This window comes from Nocardia sp. NPDC051750 (genome assembly GCF_044453135.1).
Classification (GTDB): domain Bacteria; phylum Actinomycetota; class Actinomycetes; order Mycobacteriales; family Mycobacteriaceae; genus Nocardia.
Map to the genome: position 1 here is coordinate 1 of NZ_JBITCK010000008.1, position 17,056 is coordinate 17,056.

Consider the following 17,056-nt stretch of genomic DNA (forward strand, 5'->3'; position numbering starts at 1 on the left):
GTCCCATTCCGAACCCGGAAGCTAAGCCTGCCAGCGCCGATGGTACTGCACTCGACAGGGTGTGGGAGAGTAGGACACCGCCGGAACATAATTCCACGATAGGGGACCCAGAATCTGGGTCCCCTATCGTCGTTTCTGTATCGGGATGTGGCCCGTAAACTTGTGCTGAACAGAAGTTCGCCGTGATCGATTCAGTCGTTTTCATTTGAGAGAGGGATCCGCCGTGCCGGAACACAGCGATGACCGGAAACCCTTCCGGCGCAATTCTTCCGGGTCGGATAACGGGTTCCGCCGGTCCGCGGGCGGCGACGGTAAGCCCGGATCGGGTGGTGAGAAGCCTGCCGACGGTAGATCCCGCGGGGCCGCCGGCCGTGGCGGTTTCCGGCGTGACGACGCCGGCACCGGTGGGCAGCGCGGAGACCGTTCCGGTGAATCCCGCGCCGGCAACCGGGGACGGGCGGGCACCGGTGACAGCCGGTTCGGCGGAGACAGCGGCCGCGGCGCCTACCGAGGTGACCGGGACCGGACCGAACGGGGCGGCCCCGCGACGGGCCGGGACAACCGGGGCGGTCGACCCGATGATCGAAGCGGTTTCCGGGCCGGCGGATCGCGGCCTGATCGCGACGACAAACGGTCCGGCGGATACGGCAGCAGCCGGGACACGCGGCCCGGTGCGGACAAGCCCGAGCGCGGCTATCAGGACCGCGGTGACCACCGTGGAGGTAACCGGCCCGTAGGCGAGGGCACCGGTCGGGACCGGAGCTACCGGGATGCCACCGACCGGCCTGATCGGCGCCCGGACAGCGGTGAGCGGCGGTTCGGGCAGCGCGGTGGGCCGAACCGACCGGGGCGTGGGGCGGATCGGACTTCCGGACCGGTCGGCAACAACGGTCCGGGTGAGTACCGCAGGACCGGCGATTCGGGTGGTCCGCGACGCCGGGGCGGTGAGGGTGCTGCCCGGGGAGCGGATCGCCGCCCGCCGCGTCCGGACGAACCCGATCTGCCCGACGATATTCAAGCGGGCGACCTCGATCCCGCAATCCGGCGTGATCTGCTGAGCCTGGACAAGGGCAACGCGGAAACCGTGGCGCGGCATCTGGTGATGGCGGCGCAGTTACTCGACGACGAGCCGCGGCTGGCGCTGGCCCATGCGCAGGCGGCTCGGCAACGTGCGGGACGGATCGCCGTGGTCCGCGAAACGGCGGGTGTGGTCGCCTATCACGCCGGCGAGTGGGCTGAAGCACTGTCGGAACTGCGCGCTGCGCGACGGATGGCCGGTGGCTCGGGGCTGCTCGCCGTGATGGCCGACTGCGAACGCGGCCTGGGCAGGCCCGAGCGGGCCATCGAAATCGGGCGCAGCGACGAGGGGCGGGCGCTGACCGGGGACGAGGCGATCGAACTGCGGATCGTGGTCGCCGGTGCGCGGATGGATCTGGGCCAATACGACCAAGCGGTGGTTACCCTGCAGACCCCGGATCTGGATCCGGCCCGTACCGGATCCGGTCCGGCGCGGCTCTTCTACGCCTATGCCGATGCGCTTGTCGCCGCCGGCCGCACCGAAGAAGGGCTGACCTGGTTCTTCAATGCCGCGTCCGCTGATCTCGACGGCGAGACCGATGCGGAGGAGCGGGCGGCGGAGCTGACCGGCGGCTCCTGATAACCTTCTGTGCCTCACCCGGGGATGCCGCGGGCCCCGGGTGAATACGCCGAGCTCACGCTGTCGCGACCGACCAGTTGATTTCCGTGCGCAGATCGGCCGGGTCCATCTCGGGGCTCGGTTCGGTCACGTAGACCTCCCAGCGGTCGGTTCCCGGGGTGAGACCCTGCTCGGTGATCCAGGAGTGCAGCAGGTTCCAGCTCTGGCCCAGGCCGTCGAAGGAACCCCGGTGGACGAGCCGAGCGATCCGGCCGGCCGGGAGCTGCCCGGCCACGACCTCACCCTCGGGGCGGATATGCCGGTCGACCGGGAAACCCAGCGTGATCTCCTCCGCGTCCTCCGTAGCAGTCCCGTAGCGGGCCAGTGCGGGGCCGGTGATGACAACGTCCTGCGCGGCGATCACGGCTGCCAGGCGGCTGAAGGATCTGTCGAAGAAATCCCGGATCTCTTCCGGGGAGACCCGGCCGTGGACGACCGCGAGGGTCGATTCGGCGATTTCCAGCAGCTGCGGTTCGGCGATCTGATCGACGGGCTCGGCGGCCATGTATTTCCTCCAAGGTCGGGTGACTTGCGGTCGAATCGGGTGCGGACGGATATTTCTCCACAGCTACGACGCCGTCCACAGTGCAGAATCATCGTTTCACCCTGAACAGCTGGGTGAGCAGGCCTCCGTGTGGCCGTGTGGCCGTGTGGCCGTGTGGCCGTGTGGCCGTGTGGCCGTGTGGCCGTGTGGCCGTGTGGAGTGGGTGTCGGCTGGTTGTGGGGGACGACGTAGGGTCCGGGTGTGCGGGAAGCGAGTGAAACGCCACGGTTGCGAGATCGGTACGAGGCGCTGCTGCTGGATCTGGACGGGACCCTGTACCGCGGATCTGCGGTTGTCGAGGGTGGGCCGGCGGAACTGGCCGGGGGGACACAGCGGCTGGTGTATGTCACCAACAATGCGAGCCGGGCCGCGGGAGCGGTGGCCGCGCATCTCGCCGAGCTGGGCTATCCGGCCGGGGAAACGGACGTGGTGACCAGTGCGCAGGCCGCGGGGCGGTTACTGGCCGAACGCGTGGAGCGGGGGGCGGAGGTCCTGGTGGTAGGCACCGACGATCTGGCGGCCGAGGTGAAAGCCGCCGGGCTGCAACCGGTGCGGCGCGCGGCGGAGTCGGTGGCGGCGGTGGTGCAAGGGCATTCCCCGCAGACCGCGTGGCCGGACCTGGCCGAAGCGTCCTACGCGCTGCGCGCGGGCGCGGTCTGGGTGGCAGCCAACACCGATCGGACCTTGCCGAACGAACGCGGTCTCGCCCCGGGCAACGGTGCGATGGTTGCGGCGCTGCGCGCCGCAACGGATCGCGAACCCACCGTCGCGGGAAAGCCCTATCCGCCGCTGCTCGAAGATGCGCTGGCAAGCGCCGGGACGCGGGCCGCGCTGGTGGTGGGTGACCGCCTCGACACCGATATCGACGGTGCGGAGAACGTGGCCCTGGATTCGCTGCTGGTGCTCACCGGCGTCAGCACGGTGGAGGAACTGGCCGGGCTCCCCGAGCAGCGCTGGCCGACCTATATCGCCGGCAGCCTGGCCGCGTTGAACAATGCGCCGGTCGACGGCGGTATCGGCGAACCGGCCGCCATCCGCCGTGAACTACTCGCACATCCGGACCGGGCCCTGCGGGTTCGCGCGCCTCGTTCGGAAATCCGATAGCGTTGACCCCACGATGACTACCCCGAACCCTCGTCCGAACAACCCCGGCACGCCCCGCCCCGGAGTGCCGCTGCCCGGTCAGCATCTTCCCGGAGCGCCCGGGCACAGCGAGCCCGCCGATCCGGAACGGATCCGCGCCGAGGTCCGTGAACTGCTCGCCGAGCTCGCCACCGGTACGGTCGGCAGCGGCGCGTCCGGGAACGATACTGCCGGTACCGACCTGGCCCGCCGGGCGCACATCCTGGAACAAGCCCATGAGGTGCTGGTCCAGGCTCTGGCGACGGTGGACAAGATCTGAGGTGGCCAGGCGGGCGCGAGTGGACGCGGAACTGGTCCGCCGCGGGTTGGCGCGGTCACGCGACCATGCTGTGGAACTGATCGGCGCCGGGCGGGTGCTGATCAACGGTGCCGTCGCGGTGAAACCGGCGACCGCGGTGGAGGCGGGGACACCGCTGATCGTCAAGGAGCAGGTCGACGAGGTGGTGTGGGCATCGCGCGGTGCGCACAAACTACTGGGCGCGCTCGCGGCTTTCGAGCCCCGCGGGCTGACCGTCACCGGACGGCGCTGCCTGGACGCCGGCGCGTCCACCGGTGGATTCACCGATGTACTGCTCGATCGTGGGGCGCGGGAAGTGGTGGCCGCCGATGTGGGTTACGGGCAGCTGGTGTGGCGGCTGCGTACCGATGAGCGGGTGCGCGTTCTCGACCGGACCAATGTCCGTTCACTCACACCCGGCGATATCGGCGGACCGGTCGACACCGTGGTCGCCGATCTCTCGTTCATCTCGCTGAGTTTGGTGCTGCCGGCCCTGGCGGCCTGCGCGGCGCCCGGCGCCGATCTGGTGCCGATGGTCAAACCGCAGTTCGAGGTCGGTAAGGATCGTGTCGGGTCCGGGGGTGTGGTCCGTGATCCGCAGCTGCGGGCGGACGCGGTGTGCGCGGTGGCCGCGACGGCGGCGGAACTCGGGTTGCGGACATCGGGTGTGGTGGCCAGCCCCTTGCCGGGCCCGTCCGGGAATGTCGAATACTTCTTGTGGCTGCGCCGGGAGGACACCGCCGGCGACGCGGCCGGCGAGGTAGCGGAGATGGTGCGGCTGGCGGTCGAGGAAGGTCCACAATGACCCCGGATGTCGCTCGTCCCAGGGAAATACTGCTGGTATCGCATCCCGGCCGGGCCGAGATCAGCGAAACGGCCCATCGGGTCGCGAAAATCTGTGCCGAGGCGGGAATCGGCCTGCGGGTGCTCGCCGACGAGGCATACAGCACCCGCTTCGACGCCGACTGCGAGCCGGTCACCGAATCCGGTGGCTACCCGGTGCAGGTGGTGGCGCATGAGCCGGATGCGGCGCTGGGCTGTGAGATGGTGCTCGCGCTCGGCGGCGACGGGACGCTGCTGCGGGCCGCGGAGCTGGCCCGGCACGTCACCGTACCGGTCCTCGGGATCAACCTGGGCCGTATCGGGTTCCTCACCGAAGCCGAGGCCGAGAATCTGGACGAGGCGCTCGCCCAGGTGGTGCGGCGGGACTACCGGGTCGAGGATCGGATGACCATCGACCTCTGCGTCCGGCTCGACGACGAGGTCATCGAGCGCGGCTGGGCATTGAACGAGGCCAGTATCGAGAATGCCGCGCGGATGGGAATACTCGAAGTGGTGCTCGAGGTCGACGGCCGGCCGGTGTCGTCGTACGGATGCGACGGGATTCTTGTCGCGACCCCTACCGGTTCCACCGCGTACGCTTTCTCGGCCGGTGGACCGGTGGTGTGGCCGGAACTGGAAGCGCTGCTGGTGATTCCGAGCAACGCCCATGCCCTGTTCGCTCGCCCCCTGGTGACCAGCCCGGATTCGCGGATCGCGGTCGAATCCGTTGCCACCGGCCACGATGCGATAGTTTTCCTGGATGGCAGGCGCACCCTCGCACTGCCGCGGGGCGGCCGGGTCGAAGCGGTCCGGGGTGCCGAGCCGGTGCGGTGGGTGCGGCTGGATTCCGCGCCGTTCGCGGACCGGATGGTGCGCAAGTTCGAGCTGCCGGTAACGGGTTGGCGGGGCCGGCGGCGAACGGAGGGCACACGTGCTGACAGAGATAAGAATTGACGGACTGGGCGTTATCTCCACGGCCACCGCGCAATTCCACGAAGGGCTGACGGTGCTCACCGGTGAAACCGGTGCGGGCAAGACGATGGTGGTCACCAGTCTGCACCTGTTGAGCGGGGCGCGCGCGGATGCCGGCCGGGTGCGGCTCGGCGCGAACCGGGCGGTGGTGGAAGGCCGGTTCACCCTCGACGAGGTGAATGCGACCGCGCGCGGCGAAGCCGAGCAGGTGCTGGAAGCGGCGGCCGCCGAAGCCGATGACGACGGTACCGTGATCGCGATCCGCACGGTCGGCAGCGACGGACGGTCGCGGGCACATCTGGGCGGTCGTGGTGTTCCCGCGTCGGTGCTGTCGGATTTCACCGCGCCACTGCTCACGGTGCACGGCCAGAACGACCAACTGCGGTTGCAACGGCCCGAACAGCAATTGCGTGCACTGGACCAGTTCGCGGACGTGACCGTGGGTCCGCTGCTGCGCGAATACACCGAATCCCGTCGCGCCTGGCTGGACGCACGCAGCTCTCTGCTGGAACGCACCGCGCGCAGCCGCGAGATGGCAGCCGAAGCCGAACGGCTCACCCAGTCGCTGGCCGAAATCGACGCGGTCGCGCCGGAACCGGGTGAGGACGAGCGCCTGGTCGCGGAGATCCGGCGGCTCAGCGATCTGGACTCGTTACGGGAGGCGGCGGCCACGGCCCACGAGGCGCTGGCGGGTCCGGAGGATGATCCGGGGGAGAATGCCGGGGCGCTGGATGCGCTGGGGGTCGCGCGGTCCCGGATCGACGGGGCCGAGGATCCGGCCCTGGCGGCGCTGTCGCCGCGCCTGGCCGACGCGATCGCGGTGGTGGTGGATCTGACCACCGAGTTGAGCGGCTACCTGGCGGACCTGCCGTCCGACCCCGGGGCACTGGACTCCATGCTGACGCGGCAGGCCGAGTTGAAATCGCTCACCCGCAAGTACGCACCCGATATCGACGGGGTGCTCGCATGGGCGGACGAGGCGCGGGGCCGGCTGGAATCGCTGGATGTGTCGGAGGAGACACTGGCGGCGCTGGCCGCCGATGTGGAGGCGGGCGCCGATCGGGTGCGGGCCACGGCGGTGAAACTGTCGGCGGCGCGGACCGCCGCGGCGGGCGAACTGGCCGCGGCGGTGAGTGAGGAACTGAGCGGGCTGGCGATGGGGAAGGCGCGCCTGGAGGCGGTGGTCCGTCCGGTTCCGGCCGGACCCCAGGATTCGGCACCGCTGCTGATCGACGGGACCGAACTCCATGCCGGGCCCGCCGGAGTGGACGAGGTGGAGCTGCGGTTGGCGGCGCATTCCGGTGCGCAATCGCTGCCGTTGAGCAAGAGCGCGTCCGGTGGTGAGCTGTCGCGGGTGATGCTGGCGCTGGAAGTTGTGCTGGCTGGCAACGAGCACGGCGCGACGATGGTGTTCGACGAGGTGGACGCCGGTGTCGGTGGCCGGGCCGCGGTCGAGATCGGGCGGCGGCTGGCGCGGCTGGCGCGCACCCACCAGGTGATCGTGGTGACGCATCTGGCCCAGGTCGCGGCGTTCGCCGATACGCATCTGGTGGTGAACAAATCCGACGACGGTGAGGGCGCGGTGAATTCGGGGGTCCGGGCGCTGACCCAGGACGAGCGGATCGTGGAACTGGCCCGGATGCTGGCCGGGCTGGACGATACCGAAACCGGCCGCGCGCACGCCTGGGAACTGCTCAATATCGCGCGCGCCGAGCGGATGACGGCCCGCTGATCCGCTCGCGCGTGCGCGCCTCCGGTGGAAGCCGGGCTGTCGGCGTGGCACCACCTACAGCCCGGCCTCGTCGGAACGGCCCCGGACCCGCTGCACTGGCCGGTCCCACGGTCACCCAGCGTCTGGGGCCCAGCGGCATGTCGTCGGGCCTCTCCGAGCAGGCCACATCACGAGGAACCGAGCGCGGCCTGCGGTAGCCGGTGGGTTGGGCCGGCGAGTCAGCGAACGGCTTTGCGCGCGGCGGCGATGAACTGGTTGATCAAGCCTTTGAGTCCGACCTCCAGCGCCTTGGCGGGCACGGGCAGGGACGGCTCGGAGGTCATGGTGTAGACGACCCGGGTGCCTTCGCCGGCGTCGGCGAAGGTGATCACTCCGGTATGGCTCTTCACCGGAGCGCCCTTGACGATCTTGTATTCCATCCGCTCATTGGGGACCAGCGCGGTGATCTCCTCCACCACCCCGACCGGCCCGACGCCGATCTTGTGCTGGGCGCCCACGCCTTCGCGTTCGGTATGGCCCGGTTTGACGAGCGTGACGTTCACGGCGAGGTACGGGCTGATGCTCTCGCGGTCGGCGAACAGCCGGTACACGGTCGCGCGCGGGGCGGCGATCACGGTGTCGACGGTGGTGCTGGCCATGGAGACTCCTCTTCGAATAGCTGTGCCCGGCAGCATACGGCGCCGGCCGGCCGGCCTCCGCACGGCGCCGACCCGGCGGCGCGCCCGCGGATAGCTGATCGATTGCCCGAATGACGGCCGGTCAGCGGCGTGTCTACAGCAAAGGTTGAGGGTTTACCGACATCATCGCTGCATGAAAATGCTGGCGCTGCTGTCGAAGAATTCCGAGACACTGCCCGGCCGGACCGGGATCGCCCGGGTCGACCGCGATACCCGGCGTCTGGTCGAGCGGCTGGGACCAGGCGATATAGCTGTCCTCGACGAAATGGACCTGGACCAGGCCGTCGCCGATCGGCTGATCGCGGCCGGAGTGACCGCGGTGGTGAACACGTCGCCGTCGATTTCCGGCCGCTACCCGAACGTCGGACCCGAGGTGCTGGTCGCCGGCGGTGTGCTGCTGCTGGACACGGTGAGCTCGGATGCGTTCGGCCGGATCAAGGACGGCGCCCGGGTGCGGATCGACGGTGGTGTCGTCTACTCCGGCCGGTTCACCCGCAAGGAACCCGAAGTGCTGGTCGAATGCCTGGAATTGGACGAGGAGGCGATCGCCGAGCGGATGCGCGAGGCCCGCAACGGGTTGGCCGAACACCTGGAATCGTTCGCCGGTGACACCCTGGAATTCATCCGGGCCGAATCGTCGCTGCTCATGGATGGTATCGGCGTGCCCGGGCCGGAGCTGGACCTGACCGGGCGGCAGGTGGTGGTGGTCGGCGCGGGGCCGGGGCATGCCGAAGACCTGAAGAAGCTCAAACCGTTCATCAGGGAATACGGCCCGATCATGATCGGTGTGGGTACCGGTGCGGAGGCGCTGCGCCGGACCGGTTATCGACCCGATCTGATCGTCGGAAATCCGGACGATCTCACAACCAAAACGCTGACCTGCGGGGCCGAACTGATCGTTCCGGCGGACCTGGAGGGCCGGGCCGACGGTCTGGAACGGGTCAAGGAGCTGGGCCTCGGCGCGACGACCTTCCCGTGCTCCGGGACGCCCGCCGACCTGGCGTTGCTACTGGCCCATCACCACGGTGCCGCGCTGATCGTGACGGCCGGCGCGAGCGCCTCCCTGGAGGAGTTCTTCGACCGCGGCCGCCGGGACAGCAATCCGGCGACCTTCCTGACCAGGCTCAAGGTCGGCGAATCGATCATGGACGCGAGCGCGGTGGCCACGCTGTACCGGAGCCGCGTCTCGGGTGTGCTCACGGCGCTGCTGATCCTCGCGGTGCTCGGAGCGGCGATCGTGGCGATCCTGGCGGTCGGGCACGGCAGTGAAATGCTGGCGGGGGCGCAGGAGATGCTGGACCGCGCGGAACTCTGGGGCCGGGAGGTTCTGAGCCGCTCCGAATAGGCGTACCTCCGCCTCCGCTCCGGCCGTGCGCGTTGTGCGTACCTCCGCCTCCGCTCCGGTCCGGAGGCCTCGCTGTTGTCTTCGCGCAATTGTTCAGCACCCGCGGCGGCGCAGTTCGGATCGGACCGGGAAGAGTGGCCGTGCCACCGGACCGGGGAAGAAGTGGCCGGTGGTGCCGTCGAGGCAGAAGTGAGTGCGCGGCGCCGCTGGTCCGGTGCGCTCGAGCGGGCCGAGTTCGGCGATCGGGTGGTTAACCGGGAGTGGCGGTCGATTGCCGGGCAGGTTTCGTGTTACCGTGAAGACCCGTGGGTCATACACGGATTCAGGCGCGCACGTCCACCAAACACATCTTCGTGAGCGGTGGTGTCGCCTCCTCGCTCGGTAAGGGTCTCACCGCTTCCAGTCTCGGTCAGTTGCTGACCGCACGGGGGCTACGAGTCACCATGCAGAAGCTCGACCCCTACTTGAACGTCGATCCCGGCACCATGAACCCGTTCCAGCACGGTGAAGTGTTCGTGACCGAGGACGGCGCCGAGACCGACCTCGATGTGGGGCACTACGAGCGGTTTCTCGATCGCGATCTGACCAGGGACGCCAACGTCACCACCGGCCAGGTCTACTCCTCGGTCATCGCCAAGGAACGGCGGGGCGAATACCTCGGCGATACGGTGCAGGTGATCCCGCACATCACCGACGAGATCAAGGCCCGCGTGCTCGCAATGCGCGGCCCGGACCTGCAGGGACACGAACCGGATGTGGTGATCACGGAGATCGGCGGGACAGTCGGGGATATCGAATCCCAGCCGTTCCTCGAGGCCGCCCGGCAGATCCGGCACGATGTCGGCCGCGACAATGTCTTCTTCCTGCACGTATCGCTGGTGCCGTACCTGGCGCCCTCCGGTGAGCTCAAGACCAAACCCACTCAGCATTCGGTGGCGGCGCTGCGCAGTATCGGTATCCAGCCGGACGCACTGATCCTGCGCTGTGATCGCGAGGTATCGGCCGGTCTGAAGAGCAAGATCGCGCTGATGTGCGATGTGGAGGTCGACGCGTGCATTTCCACACCGGACGCGCCGTCGATCTACGACATTCCGAAGGTCCTGCACCGGGAAGGGCTGGACGCCTACGTGGTGCGCAAGCTCGGGCTGCCGTTCCGCGATGTCGACTGGACCGTCTGGGGTGATCTGCTCGACCGGGTCCACGCGCCGCGGGAAACGGTGGAGGTCGCGCTGGTCGGGAAGTATGTGGACCTGCCGGATGCGTATCTGTCGGTCACCGAGGCGCTGCGGGCCGGCGGTTTCGCGCACCGGGCGAAGGTGAAATTACGCTGGGTACAGTCCGACGACTGCCAGACCCCGGCCGATGCGCAGGCCGCCCTGCGTGATGTGGACGCGGTGCTGATCCCCGGCGGTTTCGGGATCCGCGGTATCGAGGGCAAGGTCGGTGCGATCCGGTACGCCCGCGACCGCAAACTGCCGCTGCTCGGGCTGTGCCTCGGGCTGCAGTGCATGGTGATCGAAGCCGCGCGTTCGGTCGGACTCGCCGACGCCAACTCCGCCGAATTCGAGCCGGAGACCGAACACCCGGTGATCTCCACCATGGCCGATCAGGAGCAGGCCGTCGCCGGTGAAGCCGATCTGGGCGGCACCATGCGCCTCGGCGCGTACCCGGCGGTATTGGAGAAGGGGTCTGTGGTGGCCCGGGCCTACGGTGCGACCGAGGTGTCCGAGCGTCACCGGCACCGGTACGAGGTGAACAACGCCTACCGCGACAAGATCGCCGCCGGCGGGCTCCGGTTCAGCGGCACCTCGCCGGACGGGCATCTGGTGGAGTTCGTCGAACTGCCGGCCGATGTCCACCCGTTCTTCGTCGGCACCCAGGCCCATCCCGAACTGAAGAGCCGCCCGACCCGGCCGCATCCGCTGTTCGCCGAATTGATCGCCGCCGCGCTGCGGTACAAGCTCGCCGAACGGCTTCCCGTGGACATCCCCGGTGAGCAGGAAACGGTCGGCGCTGCCGAGCAGGTCTCATGAGCAGCACGGATCCGGTGCCCGGGAGCCACGCGTTCCGGACCGTCGACAGCCGGGTCGTCTACAGCGGCGCGATCGTGGCGCTGCGGCTGGACCAGGTCGAGATGCCGGACGGACGGGTGGCGGAACGCGAGGTGGTCGAGCACCACGGCGCGGTCGCGGTGGTCGCGGTGGACGACGAGGGGCGGGTCGTGCTGATCCGCCAGTACCGGCACCCGCTCGGGGAGCGGTTGCTGGAACTTCCGGCCGGACTGATCGACATCGCCGGTGAGGATCCGCTCGCGGCGGCCCGCCGGGAACTGGCCGAAGAAACCGGGCTGGCCGCCAGGGAGTGGTCGGTGCTCGTCGATGTGGCGCTCTCCCCGGGTTTCACCGACGAGGCGCTGCGGGTGTATCTGGCGCGGGGGCTCACCGACACCGAACGGCCCGAGCCCGAGCACGAGGAAGCCGACCTCGAACTGGTCCGGATGCCGCTGGGTGACGCGGTGCGTGCGGCATTGGCGGGCGAGATCGTGAACGCTACCGCGGTCGCGGGGCTGCTGGCCCTGAGTACGGCCGACGCCACGGACCTTCCGTTGCGTCCCGCCGACGCACCGTGGCCGGGCCAACCGGATGCGCTGCTGCGCCGCCAGGCGGCGCGACGGACCGCGGACTGAGGGCGGGTATGGGGTGCGCGAGGCCGATGTCTTCCTGGACCATCTCGCGGTGGAACGCGGTGCCGCGCGCAGCACGCTGTCGGCGTACCGCCGGGATCTGGGGCGCTACCAGGAGTTCCTGAACGATCGCGGAATCAAGGACCTGGAATCCGTCACCGCGGTCGGTATCGGCGAATTCGCCGTCGCACTGCGTGCGGGAGATACCCGGCACCCGCCGTTGGCGCCGGGTTCGGTGGCGCGTGCGCTGATCGCGGTGCGCGGGCTGCATCGCTTCGCCGCCGCGGAGGGACTGATCAGTGCCGATGTCGCGCATGCGGTGAAACCACCGATGGTCGGGCAGCGGCTACCCAAAGCGCTGCCGGTGGACCAGGTGCTGCGGCTGCTGGAATCGGTCGGCGCGGACACCGGGGCCGGAGGGGATGCCGGGGCCCGGGGACTGCGGGATCGGGCCATGCTGGAACTGCTGTATTCGACCGGTGCGCGGATCTCGGAGACAGTCGGCCTCGATATCGACGACCTCGATCTCGAAGGTCGCGCGGTGGTGCTGCGGGGTAAGGGCGGTAAACAGCGGATCGTTCCGGTCGGACGACCGGCGCTGGCGGCCGTGGACGCGTACTTGGTGCGCGGTAGGCCCGCACTGGCGGCCCACGGGCACAGTGGTGCCCGGACCCCGGGTGCCGCGGCCGCGCTGTTCCTGAATGTCCGCGCCGGTCGCCTGTCCCGGCAGAGCGCCTGGCAGGTCCTGCAGCGCGCGGCGGAGCGCGCGGGCATCACGGCCACGGTCTCTCCACATACGCTGCGGCACTCGTTCGCCACCCACCTGCTGGACGGGGGCGCCGATGTGCGGGTGGTGCAGGAACTGCTGGGTCACGCGTCGGTGACGACCACCCAGATCTACACGCTGGTCACGGTCGGGACACTGCGAGAGGTCTGGGCGACCGCGCATCCCAGGGCGCGGTGATGTTGTGGTATTGGTGCGCAAAAGGAACACGCCGTGGCCACACTGGGCGCTCGAGTGCTGTCAACCGGTAGCGTCTAGTAGGAGCCGGACCGTGGCGAAAGCGAGACCGTGCCTTGATCGGCCTCGTTACGCTTACGAGGCGACGGGCAGGAACGTATAAGGAGCAGCGGATCGTGACGACAGTCGGAGCGGCAGAACCGCCGAGGGGCGCCGAGAACGACGAGCGCGCCGCGTCCGTATGGGGTGCGGGTCCCGAACCCGTCCCGGCAAACGCCGAGCTCGGCCCGACCGGGCGGCCGCTGCGTACGGTCCCGGATCCGCCGGCGCCCGCGCAGACGGGCAACGCGCTCATCGTGGCGATGTGCAACCAGAAGGGTGGGGTCGGCAAGACCACCTCGACCATCAACCTGGGTGCCGCCCTTGCCGAATACGGCCGGCGGGTACTGCTGGTCGATCTCGATCCGCAGGGTGCGTTGTCGGCGGGGCTCGGGGTGGCGCACCACGATCTCGACCTGACCGTGCACAATCTGCTGATCGGGGCGCCCGGCCGCGCCGACGACGTCCTGATGCAGACCAAGATCGAGAATCTGGATCTGCTGCCGAGCAATATCGACCTGTCCGCGGCGGAGATCCAGCTGGTCAACGAGGTCGGCCGGGAACAATCGCTGGGCCGGGCGCTGGAACCGATCCGGGATCGCTACGACTACATCCTCATCGACTGCCAGCCGTCGCTCGGGCTGCTCACAGTGAATGCGCTGGCCTGCTCCGACGGCGTGATCATCCCGATGGAATGCGAGTACTTCTCGCTCCGCGGGCTGGCGCTGCTCAACGACACCGTGGAGAAAGTGCGGGACCGGCTCAACCCGCGGCTGAGCCTGTACGGCATCGTGGTCACCATGTTCGATGCCAGGCTGTTGCATTCTCGTCAGGTGATGGCGCGTGTGGTGGAGGTGTTCGGGGACCTGGTGTACGACACGGCGATCGCGCGGACCGTCCGGTTCCCGGACGCCAGCGTCGCCGGTGAGCCGATCACCACCTGGGCGCCGAAATCCAGCGGAGCCGAGGCGTATCGCGCGATGGCACGGGAAGTCATCCACCGGTCCGGTCGGTGAGCGCGGCACCTGGACCCGCACCGACGAGTAGCAGCGAAGCCGGCGATTCCGCGGGGGCGGCGCCGGAGAAGACCGGTTTCCATCTGCGGCTGAGCAATTTCGAGGGGCCGTTCGATCTGCTGTTGCAGCTGATCTCCCAGCGCCGGCTCGATGTGACCGAGGTCGCGCTGCATCAGGTCACCGATGAATTCATCGCCTACACCAAGGCGCTCACGGCCGGTCTGGCGCAGCCTGGGAATTCGCTGCGCACCGACAAGATCCTGGATCAGACCACCGAGTTCCTGGTTGTTGCCGCCACCCTGCTGGATCTGAAGGCCGCGCGCCTGCTGCCGTCGGGGGAGGTGACCGATCCCGACGATCTGGAACTGCTCGAGGCGCGGGATCTGCTGTTCGCGAGGTTGCTGCAATACCGGGCGTTCAAGCAGGTCGCCGAATTGCTGGCGGAACTGGAAGCCGCCGCGTTGCGCCGGTATCCGCGGGCGGTGAGCTTGGAGGAACGGTTCGCCGGACTGCTGCCGGAGGTTACCCTCGGGGTGAACGCGGCGGAGTTCGCCGAGATCGCCGCGGCGGCGTTCCGGCCCCGGCCGATACCGACGGTGGGCCTGGACCATCTGCACGCGCACGCGATCTCGGTCGCCGAACAGGCCACTCTCGTACTGGCACGCCTGCAGGCGCTGGGCGCGGGAACCTGGACCACCTTCGCCGATCTGGTGGCCGATTGCGCGGCCCCGATCCAGATCGTGGCGCGGTTCCTCGCCCTGCTCGAGCTCTACCGGGGCCGGTCGATCGAATTCGACCAACCCGACCCCTTGGGCCCCCTCGCGGTCCGCTGGATCGGAGAGGACAGTGCGGCCGCACCGGTAACAATCGAGGAGGACTACGGATGACCGAATCAGGCCCGGAGGCGGTAGCGGAGCGTGACCACGCAGGGCCTTCGGTCGTCCGTGGTGGACAGAGCATGACCGAATCAGGTCCGGAGGCGGTCAGCGAAACTGTGACCGAATTCGCGCCCGAGTCCCTGGACGATGCCGAATTCCGGGCCGCGCTCGAGGCGATTCTGCTCGTTGTGGACACTCCGGCGCCGGTAGAGCAGCTGGCATCGGCGTTGGACGAGTCCGCTGGGCGGGTCGAGCAGGCGTTGCGGGAGATGTCGGCAGAACTGTCGTCGCGGCGCAGTGGAATCGATCTGCGTTTCGCCGGAGACGGGTGGCGCTTCTATACTCGCAGCGAGTACGCACCGTATGTGGAGCGTATGTTGCTCGACGGCGCCCGGTCGAAGTTGACCCGGGCGGCTCTGGAGACGCTGGCGGTGGTGGCATACCGTCAACCGGTGACCCGGGCTCGGGTCAGCGCGGTACGCGGTGTCAACGTCGACGGTGTGATGCGGACCCTGCTGGCCAGGGGGCTGATCACCGAGGCCGGCGCCGATCCGGAAACCAACGGCACGCTGTACGGCACCACCGAACTGTTCCTGGAGCGGATCGGACTGGCGTCGCTGAGCGATCTGCCGGAGCTGGCGCCCCTACTGCCGGGCGTCGACCTGATCGATGAGATCAACGACAGTCTGGAAACGGATCCCCGCTACACCAGGCTGCGCAAACCCGCCGAGGACGATCTGAATCTCGGCGCCGAGGATTGACAGGACATCGTGAATACACCCGCTCGCCGAGATGGCACACCGGACCGTAGACAACGCAGCGACCAGCCCAGCCGGGCCGGTCGCGGGCGCGGCGCACCCCGCGGGACGGGGGACGCCCGCCGCGGAGGTAGTGAGGCGCCCCGTACCGCGCGCGCCGGAGGGGCGCGCAGCACCGAGCGCGGGGCGCGCAGTGAACAGGTACAGCGCGCCGGAAGCGCGGACGCGCCGATGGGCCGTGGTGGCCGCCCGCAGGCGGGTCGCGGTGGCTCGCCCTCGACAGGGCGTGGCGGCGCCCCTGCCACCGGACGCGGTGGCTCCGCGGGCGCCGGGCGTGGCGGTTCCGCCGCCGGTGCGGGTCGTGGTGGTCCCGCTGGTTCGGGGCGTAGCGGTTCCGCCGGTGCGGGACGGAGTGATTCCACCGCCGGTTCGGGGCGTAGCGGTTCCGCGGGGGCGGGACGGAGTGGTTTCGCCGGTACCGGGCGCAGTGGTTCGGCCGGTACGGGGCGTAGCGGTCCCGCAGCGACCGGACGTGCAGGCTCCAGCACCGGTTCGCGGACCGGTGGGCGCCCGAGCAGCGGCGCCCCGTCTCGCAAGAACCAGACTCGGTCCGTTGGCGCACCGCAGCTGAACAATGCCAAACCGGCCCGCCGCCAGCATGTGGATGCGGACGAGCCCGGCCACGAGAAGATGCCCTGGGGCGAGGGCGAACGTCTGCAGAAGGTTTTGGCCAAGGCCGGTGTGGCCTCCCGCCGGGCCGCCGAGGAGATGATCGACCGGGGCCGGGTCGAGGTGGACGGCATCATCGTGCGCGAACAGGGCCTGCGCATCGACCCGGAGAACGCCGTCGTGCGGGTGGACGGGATCCGCGTGGTGGTCCGCGAGGAACTGGTGCATCTGGCCCTGAACAAACCCAAGGGCTGGCAGTCCACTATGTCCGACGATCTGGGGCGCCCGTGTGTCGGCGATATCGTGGCCGAACGGGTGGCGGCGGGGCAGCGGCTGTTCCATGTCGGCCGGCTGGACGCCGATACCGAAGGACTGCTGCTGCTCACCAACGACGGCGATCTGGCCCATCGGCTGATGCATCCGTCGTTTCTCGTGTCGAAGACCTACCTCGCGACCGTGCAGGGCGAGGTGCACCGTTCCATCGGGAAGATCCTGCGCGACGGCGTGGAACTCGAGGACGGCCCCGCCACCGTGGACAAATTCCAGGTCCTCGAGGTCGACGCGGGACGCTCCCTGGTGAAGGTGGTGTTGCACGAGGGGCGCAAACATATCGTGCGGCGCCTACTGGACGCGGTCGGGCACCCGGTGACCCGGCTGGTCCGCACACATATCGGCCCGGTGGTCCTGGCCGATCAGCGGCCGGGCACCCTGCGGGTGCTCGGACGTGACGAAATCGGCAAACTCTACGAGGCGGTGTCATTGTGAAGGGGGTCGTTGTGAACGG

The 17,056-nt window shown here is 69.2% G+C and carries 16 protein-coding genes and 1 rRNA gene; 15 read left to right on the forward strand and 2 right to left on the reverse strand.

Translation table 11 applies throughout. From position 1 onward, the window contains the following. Both rrf and ACIA75_RS30970 read left to right on the forward strand, forming a co-directional pair. Positions 1–86: ribosomal RNA gene (gene rrf / locus ACIA75_RS30965) — 5S ribosomal RNA — on the forward strand; the annotation flags it as partial. 137 nt (positions 87–223) lie between these two features. After that, a complete protein-coding gene (locus ACIA75_RS30970) occupies positions 224–1,657 on the forward strand; it encodes a hypothetical protein (protein ID WP_397110378.1) in 1,434 nt (477 codons plus the stop codon). A gap of 55 nt (positions 1,658–1,712) precedes the next feature. On the opposite strand, the gene ACIA75_RS30975 is transcribed toward ACIA75_RS30970, so the two are convergent. Beyond that, the gene (locus ACIA75_RS30975; protein ID WP_397110380.1) at positions 1,713–2,201 is read right to left on the reverse strand and encodes a GyrI-like domain-containing protein; all 489 of its coding nucleotides are present in this window, start codon (positions 2,199–2,201) and stop codon (positions 1,713–1,715) included. 240 nt (positions 2,202–2,441) lie between these two features. Between ACIA75_RS30975 and ACIA75_RS30980 the strand changes: the two genes are divergently transcribed. Genes ACIA75_RS30980 through recN form a run of 5 tightly spaced genes read left to right on the forward strand, consistent with a single transcriptional unit; the run spans position 2,442 to position 7,186 of the window. Continuing rightward, a complete protein-coding gene (locus ACIA75_RS30980; RefSeq protein WP_397110382.1) occupies positions 2,442–3,344 on the forward strand; it encodes an HAD-IIA family hydrolase in 903 nt (300 codons plus the stop codon). A gap of 13 nt (positions 3,345–3,357) precedes the next feature. Then, complete coding sequence (locus tag ACIA75_RS30985; protein WP_397110384.1) at positions 3,358–3,642, forward strand: hypothetical protein; 285 nt, start codon at positions 3,358–3,360, stop codon at positions 3,640–3,642. Position 3,643: 1 nt separating this feature from the next. Beyond that, positions 3,644–4,465: a TlyA family RNA methyltransferase gene (locus ACIA75_RS30990; RefSeq protein ID WP_397110386.1), complete on the forward strand. Its 822-nt coding sequence runs from the start codon at positions 3,644–3,646 to the stop codon at positions 4,463–4,465. Then, entirely contained in the window at positions 4,462–5,436 is a 975-nt protein-coding gene (locus ACIA75_RS30995; protein ID WP_397110388.1) for an NAD kinase, read from the forward strand. The genes ACIA75_RS30990 and ACIA75_RS30995 overlap by 4 nt, the downstream gene beginning before the upstream one ends. Then, on the forward strand, positions 5,414–7,186 hold the full coding sequence (gene recN, locus ACIA75_RS31000) for a DNA repair protein RecN (RefSeq protein WP_397110390.1): 1,773 nt from the start codon (positions 5,414–5,416) through the stop codon (positions 7,184–7,186). Before ACIA75_RS30995 ends, recN begins: the two co-directional genes overlap by 23 nt. A gap of 218 nt (positions 7,187–7,404) precedes the next feature. Here the strand turns inward: recN and ACIA75_RS31005 are convergent, their stop codons facing one another. Further along, entirely contained in the window at positions 7,405–7,824 is a 420-nt protein-coding gene (locus tag ACIA75_RS31005) for an SRPBCC family protein (RefSeq protein ID WP_397110392.1), read from the reverse strand. Between the two features lie 172 nt (positions 7,825–7,996). Here ACIA75_RS31005 and steA point away from each other — a divergent pair, with 172 nt between their 5' ends. The 8 genes from steA (at position 7,997) to ACIA75_RS31045 (ending at position 17,037) form a co-directional block, all read left to right on the forward strand. Continuing rightward, positions 7,997–9,208 carry a putative cytokinetic ring protein SteA gene (gene steA / locus ACIA75_RS31010; protein ID WP_397110394.1) on the forward strand — a complete coding sequence of 404 codons (1,212 nt, stop codon included), beginning with the start codon at positions 7,997–7,999 and terminating at the stop codon, positions 9,206–9,208. Between the two features lie 305 nt (positions 9,209–9,513). Beyond that, on the forward strand, positions 9,514–11,241 hold the full coding sequence (locus tag ACIA75_RS31015) for a CTP synthase (RefSeq protein WP_397110396.1): 1,728 nt from the start codon (positions 9,514–9,516) through the stop codon (positions 11,239–11,241). After that, positions 11,238–11,894 (forward strand): NUDIX domain-containing protein, encoded by a 657-nt coding sequence (locus ACIA75_RS31020; RefSeq protein WP_397110398.1) that lies wholly within the window; start codon positions 11,238–11,240, stop codon positions 11,892–11,894. The genes ACIA75_RS31015 and ACIA75_RS31020 overlap by 4 nt, the downstream gene beginning before the upstream one ends. Positions 11,895–11,907: 13 nt before the next feature. Next, the gene (locus ACIA75_RS31025; RefSeq protein ID WP_397110400.1) at positions 11,908–12,855 is read left to right on the forward strand and encodes a site-specific tyrosine recombinase XerD; all 948 of its coding nucleotides are present in this window, start codon (positions 11,908–11,910) and stop codon (positions 12,853–12,855) included. A gap of 173 nt (positions 12,856–13,028) precedes the next feature. Continuing rightward, complete coding sequence (locus tag ACIA75_RS31030) at positions 13,029–13,967, forward strand: ParA family protein (protein WP_397110402.1); 939 nt, start codon at positions 13,029–13,031, stop codon at positions 13,965–13,967. Next, the gene (locus ACIA75_RS31035; protein ID WP_397110404.1) at positions 13,964–14,854 is read left to right on the forward strand and encodes a segregation and condensation protein A; all 891 of its coding nucleotides are present in this window, start codon (positions 13,964–13,966) and stop codon (positions 14,852–14,854) included. Before ACIA75_RS31030 ends, ACIA75_RS31035 begins: the two co-directional genes overlap by 4 nt. 71 nt (positions 14,855–14,925) lie before the next feature. Beyond that, on the forward strand, positions 14,926–15,606 hold the full coding sequence (gene scpB / locus ACIA75_RS31040; protein WP_397111092.1) for an SMC-Scp complex subunit ScpB: 681 nt from the start codon (positions 14,926–14,928) through the stop codon (positions 15,604–15,606). 228 nt (positions 15,607–15,834) lie between these two features. After that, positions 15,835–17,037, forward strand: a complete 1,203-nt coding sequence (locus tag ACIA75_RS31045) for a pseudouridine synthase (RefSeq protein WP_397110406.1) — start codon at positions 15,835–15,837, stop codon at positions 17,035–17,037. Positions 17,038–17,056 lie beyond the last annotated feature (19 nt).

Excerpts from the sequence above, each read along its gene's own strand:
- ACIA75_RS30975 (WP_397110380.1), bottom strand. The coding sequence starts at position 2,201 with ATGGCCGCCGAGCCCGTCGATCAGATCGCCGAACCGCAGCTGCTGGAA.
- ACIA75_RS30985 (WP_397110384.1), top strand. The coding sequence starts at position 3,358 with ATGACTACCCCGAACCCTCGTCCGAACAACCCCGGCACGCCCCGCCCC.
- ACIA75_RS30995 (WP_397110388.1), top strand. The coding sequence starts at position 4,462 with ATGACCCCGGATGTCGCTCGTCCCAGGGAAATACTGCTGGTATCGCAT.
- ACIA75_RS31005 (WP_397110392.1), bottom strand. The coding sequence starts at position 7,824 with ATGGCCAGCACCACCGTCGACACCGTGATCGCCGCCCCGCGCGCGACC.
- steA (WP_397110394.1), top strand. The coding sequence starts at position 7,997 with ATGAAAATGCTGGCGCTGCTGTCGAAGAATTCCGAGACACTGCCCGGC.
- ACIA75_RS31020 (WP_397110398.1), top strand. The coding sequence starts at position 11,238 with ATGAGCAGCACGGATCCGGTGCCCGGGAGCCACGCGTTCCGGACCGTC.
- scpB (WP_397111092.1), top strand. The coding sequence starts at position 14,926 with ATGACCGAATCAGGTCCGGAGGCGGTCAGCGAAACTGTGACCGAATTC.
- ACIA75_RS31045 (WP_397110406.1), top strand. The coding sequence starts at position 15,835 with ATGGGCCGTGGTGGCCGCCCGCAGGCGGGTCGCGGTGGCTCGCCCTCG.